This window comes from Rhodococcus sp. YH3-3, assembly GCF_001653035.1.
GTDB lineage: Bacteria > Actinomycetota > Actinomycetes > Mycobacteriales > Mycobacteriaceae > Rhodococcus_F > Rhodococcus_F qingshengii.
In genome coordinates this window covers 1,296,778-1,312,312 of sequence record NZ_BCWH01000003.1, presented here as the reverse complement: position 1 = coordinate 1,312,312, position 15,535 = coordinate 1,296,778, and the positions used below count along the sequence as shown (strand labels likewise).

Sequence of the window (15,535 nt, the reverse complement as noted above, 5' to 3'; positions counted from 1 at the left end):
ATCGGTGGGTGTGATCGATGCCCTGATGGCAGTATCTCGACCGAAAGTCAGTCGGTGTCCGTTTTCGCGGAATCGGCCGCGGCCTTCTCCTTGGCGCGCGCGGCCTTACGTCTGTCGGCCTTCACGGCGATCAGCGCATTGTTGAGCCCGGTGGCCAGCGGCCAGCCGACGTAGTGGCACAGGAAGATTGCGGCCTCTTCGAACTGCTGCTCGGTCAACTCCTCGTTGTGGAGAGCAGCGTTGATCTGGATCTTCGCCACATCGTTCTGCCCCTGGGCGGTGATGGCACCGATCAGGAGTAGTCGTCGATCACGTACCGACAGTCCCGGTCGCGTCCAGATGTCGGCAAAGAGGTGGTCGGCGGTGACCGCGAAGAAGTCGCCGGGAACGTCGGCGGGAAGCTCCCAGCCGTACACCTCGTTCATCTTCGCGACGCCACGAGCACGGGCCTCGGAGATGCGGCTTTCGTCGGTTCCACCGGCATCGGTCATGTGAGTGGTGTCGGTCATGCGTGCTCCCGAGTAGTAGATGCCGTCGAAGGTTCGGCCGGCCTGTCTTCGCTGTCATTCCCGACGCCCAGACCGGCACCGAGTCCGGCGAGCGCAAGGTGCGCGAGCGGCAGGTCGAGATTCAGCCGATCACCGAGGTCGATGGCCAAGGCCAAGTCCTTCTCCCCGAGATTGCGAACATGCCGCAGTATCGAGAACCACGGGTCGTCCTCCGAGACCGGTGCGGTGGTGTCGCGGAGCATGATCGCGCCCGCGCCACCAGTGATCGCATCGGTGTGCCTGACGACCTTTCCGAGCGTGCGGAGATCGAGTCCTGCTGCTTCGGCGAGTCGCGCGGCCTCGGTCGTGGCGGTGAACGAGACGAAGTGAAGAAGGTTGCGTGCGAGCTTCATTCGCGTTCCAGCGCCGACGTCACCGGCGTGAACCACCAGCTCGGCCCAGGATCCGAAGGGCTCGCGGACGGCTTCGAACGCCTCGTCGGAGCCGCCGATCATCACTGCCAGCCTGCCCTGCGCTGCGCCGCCGGCACCGCCACTGATCGGCGCGTCGACCAGCAGAACACCACGCTGTTGACAGATGTCAGCGAGTTCCACCGCCGTGGTGTCCGAGATAGTGGAGTGAATCGCGACGACAGTGCCTGGCTGTGCGGTCGACAGAATCCCGTGCGGCCCGCACACAACCTCGCGAACCTGCGCGTCGTCGAGCACCGTGACGGAGATGATGCTCGCCTGCGCTGCAACGTCGGCGGGCGTCGATGCTGCGCTCGCGCCCGCAGCGGTGAACGGTTCGAGCGCTTCTGCGCGGGCATCACACACCACCAGTCCGCCCGGCCAGTCCAGGAGGCGCTGCGCCATCGGCGCGCCCATGTTGCCTAGGCCGATGTATCCCAGTCTGGTTTTCGAAGCGCTGGCTTTCGGCGCCGATTGCGTCATGACCGGTACACCTGGCCTCCGTCGACGTTGAAGATCTGCCCGGTCACCCAGCCTGCGTCGTCGGAGAGAAGGAACAGGCACATGCCGACGAGATCCTCCGGCGTTCCCATGCGCTGCAACGGGATTCGCTTCACCATGTCCTTGACGATGTTGCCGGGGGTGACGGTTCGAGTCGCCTCCGTGTCGATGGGACCGGGAGCGATGGCGTTGATCCGGATGTTCGACCAGCCGAGTTCGGTCGCGAGTTGTTGTGTCAGGCTGTTGACACCGGCTTTCGCGAGTCCGTAGTAGTTCGAGTACAGCCAGGCTGCTGTGGAGGACTGGTTGACGATCGAACCGCCCTTCGCTCGCATATGAGGTACGACCGCCCGGCACACGTGCAGTGCGCCGTCCATGTTGACGCTCATGAACTTTCGGTAGTAGTCCCAGTCCACCGTCAACAGGGAATCGATCTTCATTCCGCCGTAGATGGCAGCGTTGTTCACCAGATGCTCGATGCTGCCGAACTGCTCGATCGTGAAGTCGGCAAGTGCCGCAGTCGACTCCCCGTCGGCGACGTCGACGTCCTTGAACACGGCACTTCCACCGTCTGCCGTGATCTGCTTGGCGACAGCTTCACCGAGTTCGCGATTGAGGTCCGCCACGACCACGTTGGCCCCCTCCGCGGCCAGAGCGCGGGCATACGCCTCTCCGATACCCTGCGCTGCTCCGGTGACTATCGCGGTGCGACCGTCGAAACGTCCCATGTCGACCTACTTTCGTGGTGATGATCCTGTGGTGAGGGTGTGGAATGTCAGGAAGGTGAAGCGACGAGCTTGGTTTCGAGGTATTCCTCGAAACCCGCGAGGCCCATTTCGCGGCCGATCCCGGATTGTTTGTAGCCGCCGAACGGTGCGTCGGCCGAATACCAGACGCCGCCGTTGACGCTCAGCGTTCCGGTTCTGACACCGGCAACGACGTGCGCGACGCGATCGGGATCGGTGCCCCACACCGACCCGGACAGGCCGTAGGGGGAATCGTTGGCAATCCGGATAGCGTCGTCGTCGTTGTCGTACGGAAGGATCACGAGGACGGGCCCGAAAATCTCCTCCTGCGCTACGCGAGACGAGTTGTCCAGCCCGGCAATGAGAGTGGGTTCGACGAAGAAACCCCTCTCGCGATCGTCGGGACGGCCCCCACCCGTCACGATCGTGCCGCCCTCTTCGACCGCGAGGGTGAGGTAGCTCTCCACCCTGGCGCGCTGGCGCGCCGAGATGACCGGGCCACACACCGTTCCGCGCGCGCTGGGGTCGCCGGCTCGGATACCCGCCATCGCGGCAGATGCCGCGGCCAGAGCATCGTCGTACCGAGCGCGCGGCACCAGAAGTCTGGTACTGAGCGCGCATCCCTGACCGGCATGAACGCAGACGGAGAACGCGGCAACCGAGCATGCACCTTTGATGTCCGCATCGTCGAGGACGATGAATGCGGACTTACCCCCGAGTTCGAGGAAGACCTTCTTGAGAGTTTGCGCGGCCGTGGCCATCACTGTGCGTCCGGTGGCGGTGGAACCGGTGAAGGACACGAGATCGACGCGCGGATCGCTGCACAGCTGCGCGCCTAGGGAGTGATCCGTCGACGTCACGACGTTGACTACGCCGGCCGGGATCTCGGTTTCTTCTGCAATCACCTTGGCGACCAGCGCGGCGCACCAGGGCGTGTCCGGCGCGGGTTTGAGAACGATGGTGTTGCCGGCTGCGAGGGCGGGACCGAGCTTGGCGAAATTGATCTGGTGCGGAAAGTTCCACGGTGTGATTGCGCCGACGACGCCGACGGCTTCCTTGAGCAGTCGGCGATGGGTCGGAATCCCCATGGGTGACGCGTGCCCGAGATCTTGTTCCCACGAATAGGTTTCGATCAGATCGGCCCAGTAGCGAAGATCTTCGATCGGGCCTTCGAGTTGCGGACCGCTCGTCAGCATGACCGGTGCGCCGACCTCGGCGACGGTGATCTCACGCAACTCCTCGATGTGGGACTGGAGTGCATCGCACAGTTGGCGCAGGCAGCGAGCGCGAAACCCGTGATCGCGTGCCCATTCGGTGTCGTCGAACGCACGGCGCGCAGCGGCGATGGCCGCGTCCATGTCCGCGGCGGTGCCTTCGGCCGCACGGCCGATCAGTTCCTCGGTCGCCGGGTTGAAAACTTCGAAGGTCCCGCCGGATCCGGGAACCAGTTTTCCGTCGACGAGAAGTGCAGAACTGTCTGCGGGTCGAAGCGTCATAGCGCAAACCCTCTCTTTCTGGACATGTGTCTGGACTCTAGTTCACACTTGTGGTTGAGGCAATGGTTTTTGGGGCATAAGAGATTTCGAGAGCCCAGCGGTCTCGAGAGGGTCTCGGATCTGCTTCGACGAAAAGCGCCTCGTGTCCGGTGCGGCGCCGCTACGGTTCACCGCACATTCACAACCACGTCTTCACATCCACAGGAGAGAGGTCGAAATGAACAGAGTTGACGGAAAAGTGGTGTTGGTGACCGGCGCTGCTCGAGGTCAGGGGCGCAGTCACGCCGTCCGTCTCGCGCAGGAGGGCGCGCACATCATCGCCTTCGATCTGTGCGCAGACATCGCCAGCAACGAATACCCGCTCGCCAGTCCAGCCGATCTGGAGGAAACCGCTCGCCTGGTGAAAGAGGCCGGGCAGCAGGTGGTGACGGCGCGTGTCGACGTCCGTGATCGCGCCGGACTCGAAACAGCACTTGCCGAGGCGGTAGGGCAGTTGGGCGGATTGCATGTCGTCGTGGCGAACGCCGGTATCTGTCCGCTGGGCAAACACGTGTCGACCGCCGGTTTCGTCGACGCCTTCGATGTGAACTTTCTCGGTGTCGTCAATACAGTGCACGCGTCGATGGAATACCTCGGCGAAGGGGGTTCGATCATCGCGATCGGCTCTGTTGCCGGTCTGGTGCCGCAGACCGGATTCAACGGGCAACAGGCGCTCCAGGGTCCGGGTGGCGACGGATACGGCCTGGCCAAGAAGCTGATTCAGGCCTACACCAGTTCGTTGGCGCTGACCCTCGGGCCGAGTTCCATTCGCGTCAACGCGATTCATCCGACCAATGTGAACACCGACATGTTGCAGAGCATGCCGATGTACCGGACGTTCCGTCCCGACCTCGAGAATCCGACCGCCGAGGATGCGGCTGTGACGTTCCCGTTCATGCAGGCGATGCCGACCCCGTGGGTCGAACCCGCGGACATCTCGCATGCAGTCGTGTACCTGTCCTCGGACGAGTCGCGATTCGTCACCGGCCAGCAACTGCGCGTGGACGCTGGTGCCGGGATGAAGATCGGTCTGTAGTAGAACTTTTCGCGTTGCTGCTGCCTGTTCGTGGTGAATTTTCCAAGTTTCCCCATTTCGTTGCCCTGGACAGGACGCTGTAGTAACGTCCAGACACGTGTCCAGCAAACGGGGCGATTCAAGTGGCGGGGGATCGATTGTCTACGAATCCACTCGCAGGCGCCTCACGGGCAAACAGGCGGAAACTGTGGCCAGGCTTGCCGAAGCAACAGTGAAAGTTCTACGCAAACAAGAGTTTTCCGGACTGACTGTCCGTTCGGTTGCGGCCGAAGCGGGCGTAGGAACTGCGACCGCCTACACGTATTTCGCGTCCAAGGAGCATCTCGTCGCAGAGGTTTTCTGGCGAAGACTTCAGAACTCGTCGGCGCCTGATGGCTCAGGGTTGGATCGTACCGCGCACGTGCTGTCTGTACTTCGAAATATCGCGCTGCTTCTCGCGGACGAACCGGAGGTATCGGCCGCCGTGACCAATGCACTGCTCGGATCCGACCCTGAAGTGGAACATCTTCGCGGCCGGATCGGGCTCGAGATCCATCAACGACTCGCCTCGGCGTTGGATCCGAATGGCGAACCCGAAGTGTTGGAAGCGCTCGAAATGCTTTATGCCGGGGCGCTTCTGCGGGCAGGGATCGGCTACGGAACCTACGCGCAAATCGCTGGACGCCTCGAGGCCTCAGCTCTACTGATCCTGGAGAAATCATGACAGAAGCTTTGATCGATCCGGTGGTCTTCAATCCGTACGACTACCACTTTCACGACGATCCGTATCCGACGTACAAGCGTCTGCGCGAAGAATCACCCCTGTATCACAATCCGGACGTGGGCTTTTGGGCATTGTCGCGATATGCGGACGTGGTCGACGGATTCAAGGACAACAAGCGTCTGTCGAGCGCAAACGGAGTATCACTCGACCCCGCTGCATACGGTCCACACGCGCATTATGTGATGTCGTTTCTCGCTATGGATGATCCCCGCCATATGCGGTTGCGCCAGTTGGTTTCTCGCGGATTCACACCGCGGCGTGTTGCGGAGCTCGACGGCCGGATACTCGAACTGACGAAGCAACATCTGATACCCGCGCTGGGCGCGGGGGAGTTCGACTGGATTACGGAGGTGGCGGGAAAGCTGCCGATGGACGTCATCTCCGAACTCATGGGTGTCCCCGAACCCGACCGAGCCGAACTGCGGCGCAAGGCGGATCTGGTGGTGCATCGAGAGGCGGGTGTTCTCGACGTGCCGCAACCTGCGGTGGAGGCTTCGATCAGTTTGATGGGCTACTACAAGGAGATGATCGCGCAGCGTCGCCGATCGCGGACGGACGATCTGACCTCGGCCTTGCTCGACGCCGAGATCGACGGAGACAAGCTTTCGGACCAGGAGATCCTCGGATTCATGTTTCTGATGGTCGTGGCCGGAAACGAGACCACGACCAAGCTTCTCGGAAACGCTCTGTACTGGGGTTCGCACCACCGGGAGCAGATCGCACCGGTCCTCGACGATCCCGAACGAGCCTCGGAATGGGTGGAAGAGACTCTTCGCTACGACACGTCGAGTCAGATCGTGGCTCGGACTTCGGTTGTCGACCTCGAATACCACGGACGCACCATTCCGGCGGGGGAGAAGGTCCTGCTCCTGATCGGATCGGCCAACCGAGACGCCGACGTCTTCGACGATGCCGACAGCTTCCAGATCGGCCGGAGTTCGTCGGGCAAACTCGCGAGTTTCGGTGGTGGCGTGCACTTCTGCCTCGGTGCCCACCTTGCCAAGCTCGAAGCCAAGATCGCCCTGGCGGAGTTCGGGCGTCGGGTCAGCGACTACGAAGTCGTCGAGTCTGGAATCGAGCGTGTTCATTCGACAAATGTCCGGGGCTTTGCGGCCCTGCCGGTGAAAGTGCAGGTGCGCTGATGCCTCGTTTCGAACCCAATCCTGTTCGCCGGCCGGCACTGATCAGTGGTGCGTCGTCGGGAATCGGCACAGCCACCGCGTATGCCCTGGCCGAACTCGGGCATCCGGTTGCACTCGGTGCGCGTCGAGTCGCCGAATGCGAAGCCATCGCCGAGAAGATCCGCAGCAGCGGTGGTGAAGCGTTCGCCCACTTCCTCGACGTCACGGACGGTGATTCGGTCGACGGGTTCGTCTCGGCCGCAGAGGCAGTCCACGGCCCCGCGGAAATCGTCGTCTCCGGTGCCGGAGACCTCGAATTCGGGGCTGCGGACGAGATGAATCCTGAGGCGTTTCTACGGCAGATCCAAGTTCACCTCGTCGGTGCGCAGCGATTGGCGCATCGCGTACTCCCCGGTATGAGGCAACGACAGCGCGGTGACTTCGTACTGATCGGCTCGGATTGTGCCGAGCGCCAGCGTCCACTCATGGGTGCGTACGACGCAGCGAAGGCCGGGCTCGAGGCAATGGGGCGTCAGATGCGAATGGAGCTCGAGGGAACAGGCATTCGCGCGTCGATCGTGCGACCCGGGCCGACACTGACCGGCATGGGGATGGACACGACGCCGGAGATCATCGGACCGGTCGGGGAATCGTGGAGCAAGTGGGGGTTCGCCCGCCATGGTTACTTTCTGCGCGCCTCGGACATCGCCAATGCCATCGTCGCCGTTGTGTCGGCGCCGCGAGGAGCACACATCGTGCTCGTCGAAGTTCAGCCCGAGGCGCCACTGGACAAACTTCCCACTGCGAACTCACAGGAGACGACATGACGCACGGAGTGCAAGAGACGTCGCGAACACTGCCAGAGCCGCCGCGGGTGTCCGGCGGGGATCTCCCGCACGGGCATCTCGAGGAACTGCGAACCGACCCGATAGCGCTCATGCGCTGGGTGCGTGAGGAATGTGGTGACGTCGGCGCCTTTCAACTTGCCGACCGCACAGTGATCCTGCTGTCCGGAGCCGAGGCAAACGAGTTCTTCTTCCGCTCCACCGACGAGGATCTCGACCAACAAGCGGCTTACCCCTTCATGAAGCCGATATTCGGTGAAGGCGTCGTCTTCGACGCCAGCCCGGAGCGGCGTAAAGAGATGCTGCACAACTCGGCTCTGCGCGGCGAACAGATGCGCGGGCACGCCGCCACGATCGGCCGGGAAGTCGAGGCGATGGTCGCGCAGTGGGGAGACGAAGGCGAGATCGATCTGCTCGACTTCTTCGCCGAGCTGACCATCTACACCTCGTCGGCGTGCCTGATCGGCAAGAAGTTCCGCGACGAACTGGATGATAGCTTCGCCAAGCTGTATCACGAGCTCGAACAGGGAACGGATGCATTGGCTTTCGTGGATCCGTACGCGCCGATCGAGAGTTTCCGCCGCCGCGACGAGGCCCGGTTGGCGTTGGTCGCTCTGGTACAGGACATCATGAACGGGCGCATCGCGAATCCTCCGCAGGGCAAGGATGACCGCGACATGTTGGACGTGTTGGTCTCGGTCAAGGACGAGAACGGCGACCTCCGGTTCAGTGCCGACGAGATCACCGGAATCTTCATCTCGATGATGTTCGCCGGCCACCATACGACTTCCGGCACGGCAGCGTGGTCGCTGATCGAGATGTTGCGGCATCCCGACACCATGACGGACGTCGTCGACGAACTCGACAATCTGTACTCCGACGGCGCCGACATCAGTTTTCATGCCCTGCGCCAGATTCCGGTTCTCGAGGCTGTGGTCAAGGAAACCCTTCGACTGCATCCGCCGTTGATCATCCTGTTGCGGGTGGCACGTGGAGATTTCGAAGTGGGCGGCTTCGAGATCCGAGAGGGCCATCTTGTCGCCGCGACACCCGCGATCTCCAATCGAATCGCCGAGGACTTTCCCCGGCCGGACACCTTCGATCCCGGGAGGTACATCGACCCGAATCAAGAGGACATCGTCAACCGCTGGACGTGGATTCCGTTCGGAGCCGGCCGGCATCGCTGCGTCGGCGCTGCGTTCGCCCAGATGCAGCTCAAAGCGATCTTCTCGATCCTGCTGCGGGACTTCGAGTTCGAGATGGCGCAGCCGTCGGAATCCTACCGAAACGACCACAGCAAGATGGTCGTCCAGTTGCAGCAGCCGTGCGCGGTGAGGTACCGGCGCCGAACACGTCCCGGGCGTGAGGGGTGATCATGCACGTCGAAGTCGACCTCGACCTGTGCCAAGGCCATGCGGCGTGTGAGCTGGAGGCACCGGAGATCTTTGTCGTCCCGAAGCGGGGGAAGGTCAGTCTTCTGGACTCGGACCCACCCGAGTCGCTCCGCGGTGAAGCCGAGATGGCGGTCAGGTACTGCCCGACCGGCGCCCTGAGAATTGTCGATTGATTGCAGCGAATTCATGTGCTCGAGGGAGGAAGTTCAGATGACGGGTTTCGACCGCGCAGAGCTCGACGAGATGGTCCAACGCTGGATCGAGGCGAACAAAAAGGCCGAAGCCGCCGGCGATTGGAAACCGTTGGCGGACATGTATACCGAGGACGCCACGTACGGGTGGAACTACGGCCCCAAGCAGGATTTCATGGCGGTGGGGCGCGAGGAGATTCGCGAAGTCGCGCTCGGTCTCGAGATGAAGGGCCTCGAAGGCTGGGAGTATCCGTATCAAGACTTTGTGATCGACGACCGTAGCGGAAACGTGATCGGCTTGTGGAAGCAGATTTCCGATGCCAAGCGTGAGGACGGTAGCAACTACTCCGTCTACGGTATCGGTGGTAGTTGGTTCCGCTACGGCGGGGATTTCCAATGGTCGTGGCAGCGTGACTTCTTCGACTTCGGGAACGTGTCGGCACTGTTCATGGAGATGATCGGCAACAACGCTCTCTCGAAGGGGATGCAGGGCCGGATCCAGCGATCGATCTCGGGCGACCCGCTACCGGGCTGGTATCCGGTGGGCACCGCGCCGGTTTCGCTGTGGTGAGTCCGATGCCGGTGCGCGATTCCTTCGAGGCACTCTCGCAGCGCGACCTTGCCGTGCTGGTGCCCGAGTTGCTCCTGTGCGGGCAGCTGATCGATCGCTCGGGCATGGCGCATCTGATCGTCGAATTCGGACGCGAGGGTATGGCACAGGTGGCCGTCGAGGAGTGGGAGTCGGCCAGCCCCTGGTACACCCGCCGCATGCAGAAGGCTCTCGGATACGAGGGCGACGACGTCGTGACGATCTTCAAAGGATTACAACTCGACATCGGCGCTCCTCCACAGTTCATGGACTTTCGATACCGGGTCGACGATCCGCTGCACGGTGAATTCTGGCTCGACCATTGCGGAGCACTCATGGACGTCGAGCCGTTGGGCGATGAGTTCGTGACCTCGATGTGTCACGACATCGAGGATCCGACTTTCGATGCAACGGCCATCGCGACCAACCCGCGCGCCCAGATCCGGCCGATTCACCGACCACCGCGCAGGCCCGCCGACCGACATCCGCACTGCGCCTGGACCGTGTCCATCGACCCGTCGCACACGCCTCCCGTGATGACCGCGCACACCGAGCAGATCGGAAGCACCGCCGCGGTGACGGTCGAGCTGAGCCCGATCGATCACGGTGGGGACGGTAGGGCGGACTACTCGGGTCCGTTGTTGTCCGACCTGAGGTTTTCCGACTTCTCGCGATCAGCCTTGGTTCGTATCGCAGAGGAGATCTGCGTGCAGCATCATCTGTTGGCGTTGGGCTTTCTGGCAGCGGTTCGCCGCCGTGCCGACGAAGACAAGGCTCGCGAGATCACGCGAAAGCAATTGACCGGAATCGCGGGAGTTGCGGCACAGCGTATTCGAGATGCGCTCGGGCTTCCTTCGACGCTGGAATCGTTGGCATTGGTCCTGTCCGTGCATCCCTTGCTGAATCCGAAGCAGTATGTGGAGAGCGAGATTCGACAGGACGGCGGTGCTCTGGAGCTGCGGATCTCGCGAGAAGCTCTTGTCGACCGAGACGGCGGTTGGCCGACCTTGCTCGGCAGCGAGCACCTCGATCCTCTCCAAGCTTTGGTCCGCGGCGTGAATCCGCACTTCACCGTGAGAGTGGTGGCCGAAGATGCCGCGGGGCTTCTTCTGGCCGTCGACATCACCGAAGCTCCCGCTCCGGAATGCGTCGAAGTCGCCATCACGAAGGTCAGTACCGGCGCGGCATTCGTATTCGAAGATCGCGGAATCCCCTTGCCTCTCTTCGTCGTCTGACCGGCCGAACCCGAAGGACTCAACCTATGGCGTACACGTTTGCAGACCTGTTCGAGCATTCCGTCGATGCGATGCCCGATCGCCTCGCGCTGATCGTTTCCGGCGACGAGGTGACATACCGTGAGCTCGACGAGCGGGCCAACCGATTGGCGCATTACTTCCAGTCCGTCGGGTTGGGTGTCGGTTCGCACATCGGTATTCAACTGCACAACTCGATCGAGGCGATGGTTGCTGTCCTCGCGGCCTTCAAGATCCGCGGCGTTCCCATCACGGTGAACTACCGCTACACGAGCGACGAATTGGTTTACCTGTACGAGAACGCGGATCTCACGGCGTTGGTTTTCCATCGTGGTTTCGCTGAGCGGGTTGCCGAGGCGTTGGTGTCCGCGCCGCGGGTCAAGTACGTGATCGAGGTGGCGGACGAACTCGCTCTCGGGAACGAACCGTCGATTCCGGGGGCAGTGGCGTACGAGGATGCGCTCGGCAACCAATCCCCGCTGCGCGTAGGTGAACATGCTTTTCCCGAGCGTTCCGGCGACGACGTCTACGTTCTCTACACCGGCGGAACAACCGGACGACCGAAAGGCGTCGTCTGGCGGCAGGAAGACATCTGGCGCGTGTTGGCCGGCGGTTACGACTTCTATTCGGGTGAGCCGATCGCCGACGAGTACCAGCAGTCGCGCGGTGGCGCCGCGGCAGCCGAACCGATGCGGTGGTGCATGCTTCCACCGCTGATCCACACCTCGGCACTGATGCCGACGTTCAACGCTCTGTTCTCCGGAAACACCGTCATCTTCGAACCGAAGTTCGATGCGGCGCAGGTCTGGAAAGTCGTCGCCGAATATCGCCCGCAGGTCATGGTCATCACCGGCGACGCCATGGGCCGTCCACTGGTCGAAGCCCATCACGAATTGCAACCGGATGCGTCGAGCCTGGCCGTGCTCGCCTCCGGCGCTGCGCTCTTCTCCGGATCGGTCAAAGATGCGTTCTTCGACGTCTTTCCGAATCTGATGATCTCCGATTCGGTTGGATCGTCCGAAACAGGCTTCGGCGGAATCGGATTCGCAACCAAAGGGCTCGAGCAGCGTGGCGGACCCAAAGTGGGCGCCAACAGATTCACGGTCGTCGTCGACGACGACAACCGAGTGTTGGAGCCGGGCTCGGGCGCCGAAGGATGGCTGGCGAAACTCGGAAACGTTCCACTCGGCTACTACAACGATCCGGTGAAGTCGGCCGAGATATTCCGCGAGGTGAACGGCGCGCGGGCAGTGGTGACCGGAGACCGGGCGCGGATCGAGGACGACGGCTCGGTCACCCTCCTCGGACGGGGAAACATGGTGGTCAACACCGGCGGCGAGAAGGTCTTCGTGGAAGAAGTCGAAGCCGTGGTGAAGGCCCATCCCGACATCTACGACGCGACAGTGATCGGTGTTCCGGACGAGCGGTGGGGCAATCGGGTGGCCGCGGTGCTTCGCATCCGCGACGGTGTGGAACCGGATTTCGAATCCATCGAGAAGCACGCCCGCAGTCACCTCGCCGGCTACAAGATTCCGCGTTCCTTCTGGATCGCCGACGAGGTCGTTCGAGCGCCGAGCGGCAAGCCGGACTACCGCTGGGCCAAGGAGTTCTCACAGAACAGCGACCCGGTCCACCGGATCGACTAGCGCTCACACGCAACACCCGGCACCCGGCACCCATCCGTAAAGGAGCATCTGCAATGCCTGAGATCGACCTTCCCGACGGGTTCGACGTGACCGACCCGCATCTGTACGGCGAGCGCGTCCCGCTTGCCGAGTTCGCCGAACTACGACGATGCGCTCCGGTCTGGTGGAACGCCCAGGAACCGGGTACCGGCGGATTTCACGACGGTGGTTGTTGGGTTGTCTCCCGCCACGCAGACGTCCGCGACGTCTCGTTGCGCAGCGAGGAGTTCTCGAGCAACGTCAACGGCTGCATTCCGCGGCATGAAGACAACATCTCGGCGGAGGAGTTGGAGGCGACAAAACACGTCCTCATCAACAAGGACGCCCCTGAGCACACACAGCTGCGCAAGTTGGTGGCGCGCTTGTTCACTCCGCGGTCGGTGGAAGCGATGCGGGCCGGGTTGGAAGCGCGGGCAGAAGACATAGCGTCGGCTGCCGTGGCGGAAGGTAGCGGTGATTTTGTCAGCCAGGTCGCCAGCGAGTTACCCATGCAGGCGATCTCGGAGCTGATCGGTGTACCGCAGGACGGGCGCCGTCAGCTGTACGAATGGTCGAATCAGATGACGGGATACGACGACGAGTCGCTCGCCGGCGAGTCTCGGATGGCGTCGGCGCAGATCCTGGGCTACGCCTATCAACTGGCTGAGGCGAGACGGGAGGAACCGCTCGACGACATCATCTCACGCTTGGTGCATGCCGACATCGACGGGCAGAAACTCACCCCGGAACAGTTCGGTTTCTTCGTCATCATGTTGGCTGTCGCGGGCAACGAAACGACGCGAAACGCAACGACACTCGGCATGATGGCATTTCTCGAGCATCCGGATCAGTGGGAATTGTACAAGCGCGAGCGTCCGCGCACCGCCGCGGACGAGATCATCCGCTGGGCTTCGCCACTGACGTCGATGCAACGAACAGCAGTGGTGGACACACAGATTGCCGGCACTGCGATTGCGAAGGGGCAGCGCGTCGTACTGCTCTACGGCTCGGCGAACTTCGACGAAACCGTCTTCGGGAACCCCGACGTCTTCGACATCACCCGAGACCCGAACCCGCACCTCGCGTTCGGAGGAACCGGGCCGCACTACTGCGTCGGCGCCAACCTGGCCAGAATGGAGGTCGATCTGATCTTCGGCAAGATCGCCGATCACATGCCCGACATCAGCAAGCTCGGCGATCCGAGCAGGCTCTCGTCCGGTTGGCTCAACGGGATCAAGCAATTCAAGGTCGACTACGGCAACTCCACGTCATGTCCTTCGGGGCATTGACGTGTACAGCGGAAGAGTTGCACTTGCGGGCCCGATGCGCGAACTCGGCCAGTTCTACCGGATGGGCGCCGATGTCGCAGTGGGCTTGTTCCGCACCCGCTTTCAGGTGCAGGAGTTTCTCGAGCAGAGTTGGATGATCGCCCGGGTGTCGATCGTGCCGACCGTATTGGTGGCCGTGCCGTTCACGGTCCTGGTGAGTTTCACGCTCAACATCCTGCTCCGTGAGATCGGTGCCGCCGACCTCAGCGGCGCCGGGGCCGCGCTCGGCGCCGTGACTCAGGTCGGTCCGGTGGTGACGGTGCTGATCGTGGCAGGTGCGGGCGCGACTGCCATCGCCGCCGATCTGGGATCGAGAACGATTCGTGAAGAGATCGACGCCATGGAGGTGCTCGGGATCGATCCGATCACTCGGCTGGTGATTCCTCGGGTGGTCGCGTCGACCGTGGTGGCTTTGCTGCTCAACGGACTCGTCTGCGTCATCGGCATCGCCGGCGGTTACGCCTTCTCGGTGTTTCTCCAGGGCGTGAACCCTGGCGCCTTCGTCGAGGGAATCACGTTGCTGACCGGCCTGCCCGAGGTGGCGTTGTCGATGGTCAAAGCTGCACTGTTCGGGATGCTGGCGGGATTGGTGGCCTGCTATCGCGGACTGTCGGTACGGGGTGGGCCGAAAGGCGTGGGGGAGGCCGTCAACGAAACGGTGGTGTACGCATTCATGGCGTTGTTCGTCGTCAACACCATCGTCACCGCGGTCGGCATCCGATTGACGGCGGGGTGATCGAGGTGACGCTGTCGGATTCGCTGGCGCAAATCGGCAAGTTCGGACGCACGCGGGCGCGGGTGGCTCGAACGTCACGCTCGATCGACGATGTCGGGCGACAAGCTGTCTTCTTCGCGCGCGCCATCGCTCACATCCCGTGGGCAATTCGCAAACACCCTAAGGAAGTTTTGCGACTGGTAGCCGAGATCAGCATGGGCACCGGAGCTTTGGCAGTGATCGGCGGCACGGTTGCGGTCGTGGGATTTCTGACTCTCGCCTCGGGCGGCACCATAGCGATCCAAGGTTTCAGCTCACTGGGAAATATCGGAGTCGAAGCGCTCACCGGATTCTTCTCCGCCTTCATCAATGTTCGTATCGCCGCGCCGGTCATCGCGGGAATCGGCCTGTCGGCCACGATCGGAGCAGGTTCGACCGCGCAGATCGGTGCCATGCGCATCAGTGAGGAAATCGACGCCCTCGAATCGATGGCGATCAGTTCGGTCCCGTACGTCGTCAGCACCCGCGTCACCGCAGGGATGATCGCGATCTTGCCGCTGTACTCACTGGCGCTCGTGGGATCATTTCTGGCCGGACGATTCACCACGGTCGTGCTGTTCGGTCAGTCCTCCGGTCTTTACGACCACTACTTCACGACGTTCCTCGATCCGGTCGACGTCGCATGGTCCTTCGTTCAAGTGCTCGTGATGGCACTACTGGTGATGCTGATCCACACGTACTACGGCTACAACGCGTCCGGGGGACCGTCGGGCGTGGGAACTGCAGTGGGCCGCGGGGTTCGGCTCTCGCTGATCTGCGTCGTGGCGGTGACCCTGCTCGTCTCACTCGCGCTCTACGGCGGTTCCGGCAACTTCAATCTGTCCGGTTAGGGGGAC

16 protein-coding genes are annotated in these 15,535 nt (G+C 62.5%); 12 read left to right on the top strand and 4 right to left on the bottom strand.

Annotated elements, in window-relative coordinates:
- Positions 1–47: 47 nt before the first annotated feature.
- From YH3_RS31255 to YH3_RS31240, 4 genes are read right to left on the bottom strand one after another with little or no spacing between them, the layout of a single operon-like run.
- Entirely contained in the window at positions 48–509 is a 462-nt protein-coding gene (locus tag YH3_RS31255; RefSeq protein ID WP_003944075.1) for a carboxymuconolactone decarboxylase family protein, read from the bottom strand.
- A complete protein-coding gene (locus tag YH3_RS31250) occupies positions 506–1,441 on the bottom strand; it encodes an NAD(P)-dependent oxidoreductase (RefSeq protein ID WP_007728637.1) in 936 nt (311 codons plus the stop codon). Before YH3_RS31250 ends, YH3_RS31255 begins: the two co-directional genes overlap by 4 nt.
- The gene (locus YH3_RS31245; RefSeq protein ID WP_007728639.1) at positions 1,438–2,187 is read right to left on the bottom strand and encodes an SDR family oxidoreductase; all 750 of its coding nucleotides are present in this window, start codon (positions 2,185–2,187) and stop codon (positions 1,438–1,440) included. The genes YH3_RS31250 and YH3_RS31245 overlap by 4 nt, the downstream gene beginning before the upstream one ends.
- A 47-nt stretch (positions 2,188–2,234) precedes the next feature.
- Positions 2,235–3,701, bottom strand: coding sequence for an aldehyde dehydrogenase (locus tag YH3_RS31240; RefSeq protein ID WP_007728641.1), 1,467 nt, complete (start codon positions 3,699–3,701; stop codon positions 2,235–2,237).
- A 217-nt stretch (positions 3,702–3,918) separates the two neighbouring features.
- Here YH3_RS31240 and YH3_RS31235 point away from each other — a divergent pair, with 217 nt between their 5' ends.
- The 12 genes from YH3_RS31235 (at position 3,919) to YH3_RS31180 (ending at position 15,529) form a co-directional block, all read left to right on the top strand.
- Positions 3,919–4,776, top strand: a complete 858-nt coding sequence (locus tag YH3_RS31235) for a mycofactocin-coupled SDR family oxidoreductase (RefSeq protein WP_007728643.1) — start codon at positions 3,919–3,921, stop codon at positions 4,774–4,776.
- A 136-nt stretch (positions 4,777–4,912) separates the two neighbouring features.
- Positions 4,913–5,479, top strand: a complete 567-nt coding sequence (locus YH3_RS31230; RefSeq protein ID WP_024487471.1) for a TetR/AcrR family transcriptional regulator — start codon at positions 4,913–4,915, stop codon at positions 5,477–5,479.
- On the top strand, positions 5,476–6,681 hold the full coding sequence (locus YH3_RS31225; protein ID WP_003944019.1) for a cytochrome P450: 1,206 nt from the start codon (positions 5,476–5,478) through the stop codon (positions 6,679–6,681). The genes YH3_RS31230 and YH3_RS31225 overlap by 4 nt, the downstream gene beginning before the upstream one ends.
- Positions 6,681–7,487, top strand: a complete 807-nt coding sequence (locus tag YH3_RS31220) for an SDR family oxidoreductase (protein ID WP_064444641.1) — start codon at positions 6,681–6,683, stop codon at positions 7,485–7,487. Before YH3_RS31225 ends, YH3_RS31220 begins: the two co-directional genes overlap by 1 nt.
- Positions 7,484–8,878 carry a cytochrome P450 gene (locus YH3_RS31215; RefSeq protein WP_064444640.1) on the top strand — a complete coding sequence of 465 codons (1,395 nt, stop codon included), beginning with the start codon at positions 7,484–7,486 and terminating at the stop codon, positions 8,876–8,878. The genes YH3_RS31220 and YH3_RS31215 overlap by 4 nt, the downstream gene beginning before the upstream one ends.
- A 2-nt stretch (positions 8,879–8,880) precedes the next feature.
- A complete protein-coding gene (locus tag YH3_RS31210) occupies positions 8,881–9,072 on the top strand; it encodes a ferredoxin (protein WP_020907945.1) in 192 nt (63 codons plus the stop codon).
- 37 nt (positions 9,073–9,109) lie between these two features.
- The gene (locus YH3_RS31205) at positions 9,110–9,661 is read left to right on the top strand and encodes a hypothetical protein (RefSeq protein WP_007728648.1); all 552 of its coding nucleotides are present in this window, start codon (positions 9,110–9,112) and stop codon (positions 9,659–9,661) included.
- A 5-nt stretch (positions 9,662–9,666) separates the two neighbouring features.
- On the top strand, positions 9,667–10,914 hold the full coding sequence (locus tag YH3_RS31200) for a hypothetical protein (protein ID WP_007728650.1): 1,248 nt from the start codon (positions 9,667–9,669) through the stop codon (positions 10,912–10,914).
- Between the two features lie 26 nt (positions 10,915–10,940).
- Positions 10,941–12,578: an acyl-CoA synthetase gene (locus YH3_RS31195; protein WP_007728656.1), complete on the top strand. Its 1,638-nt coding sequence runs from the start codon at positions 10,941–10,943 to the stop codon at positions 12,576–12,578.
- Positions 12,579–12,631: 53 nt separating this feature from the next.
- Positions 12,632–13,885 (top strand): cytochrome P450, encoded by a 1,254-nt coding sequence (locus tag YH3_RS31190; RefSeq protein WP_007728658.1) that lies wholly within the window; start codon positions 12,632–12,634, stop codon positions 13,883–13,885.
- A 34-nt stretch (positions 13,886–13,919) separates the two neighbouring features.
- Positions 13,920–14,660: an ABC transporter permease gene (locus tag YH3_RS31185; protein WP_030536769.1), complete on the top strand. Its 741-nt coding sequence runs from the start codon at positions 13,920–13,922 to the stop codon at positions 14,658–14,660.
- Entirely contained in the window at positions 14,657–15,529 is an 873-nt protein-coding gene (locus YH3_RS31180; RefSeq protein WP_003944051.1) for an ABC transporter permease, read from the top strand. The genes YH3_RS31185 and YH3_RS31180 overlap by 4 nt, the downstream gene beginning before the upstream one ends.
- The last annotated feature ends 6 nt before the right edge of the window (positions 15,530–15,535 follow it).

Excerpts from the sequence above, each read along its gene's own strand:
- YH3_RS31255 (WP_003944075.1), bottom strand. The coding sequence starts at position 509 with ATGACCGACACCACTCACATGACCGATGCCGGTGGAACCGACGAAAGC.
- YH3_RS31250 (WP_007728637.1), bottom strand. The coding sequence starts at position 1,441 with ATGACGCAATCGGCGCCGAAAGCCAGCGCTTCGAAAACCAGACTGGGA.
- YH3_RS31245 (WP_007728639.1), bottom strand. The coding sequence starts at position 2,187 with ATGGGACGTTTCGACGGTCGCACCGCGATAGTCACCGGAGCAGCGCAG.
- YH3_RS31240 (WP_007728641.1), bottom strand. The coding sequence starts at position 3,701 with ATGACGCTTCGACCCGCAGACAGTTCTGCACTTCTCGTCGACGGAAAA.
- YH3_RS31235 (WP_007728643.1), top strand. The coding sequence starts at position 3,919 with ATGAACAGAGTTGACGGAAAAGTGGTGTTGGTGACCGGCGCTGCTCGA.
- YH3_RS31225 (WP_003944019.1), top strand. The coding sequence starts at position 5,476 with ATGACAGAAGCTTTGATCGATCCGGTGGTCTTCAATCCGTACGACTAC.
- YH3_RS31220 (WP_064444641.1), top strand. The coding sequence starts at position 6,681 with ATGCCTCGTTTCGAACCCAATCCTGTTCGCCGGCCGGCACTGATCAGT.
- YH3_RS31215 (WP_064444640.1), top strand. The coding sequence starts at position 7,484 with ATGACGCACGGAGTGCAAGAGACGTCGCGAACACTGCCAGAGCCGCCG.
- YH3_RS31210 (WP_020907945.1), top strand. The coding sequence starts at position 8,881 with ATGCACGTCGAAGTCGACCTCGACCTGTGCCAAGGCCATGCGGCGTGT.
- YH3_RS31205 (WP_007728648.1), top strand. The coding sequence starts at position 9,110 with ATGACGGGTTTCGACCGCGCAGAGCTCGACGAGATGGTCCAACGCTGG.
- YH3_RS31200 (WP_007728650.1), top strand. The coding sequence starts at position 9,667 with ATGCCGGTGCGCGATTCCTTCGAGGCACTCTCGCAGCGCGACCTTGCC.
- YH3_RS31195 (WP_007728656.1), top strand. The coding sequence starts at position 10,941 with ATGGCGTACACGTTTGCAGACCTGTTCGAGCATTCCGTCGATGCGATG.
- YH3_RS31190 (WP_007728658.1), top strand. The coding sequence starts at position 12,632 with ATGCCTGAGATCGACCTTCCCGACGGGTTCGACGTGACCGACCCGCAT.
- YH3_RS31185 (WP_030536769.1), top strand. The coding sequence starts at position 13,920 with ATGCGCGAACTCGGCCAGTTCTACCGGATGGGCGCCGATGTCGCAGTG.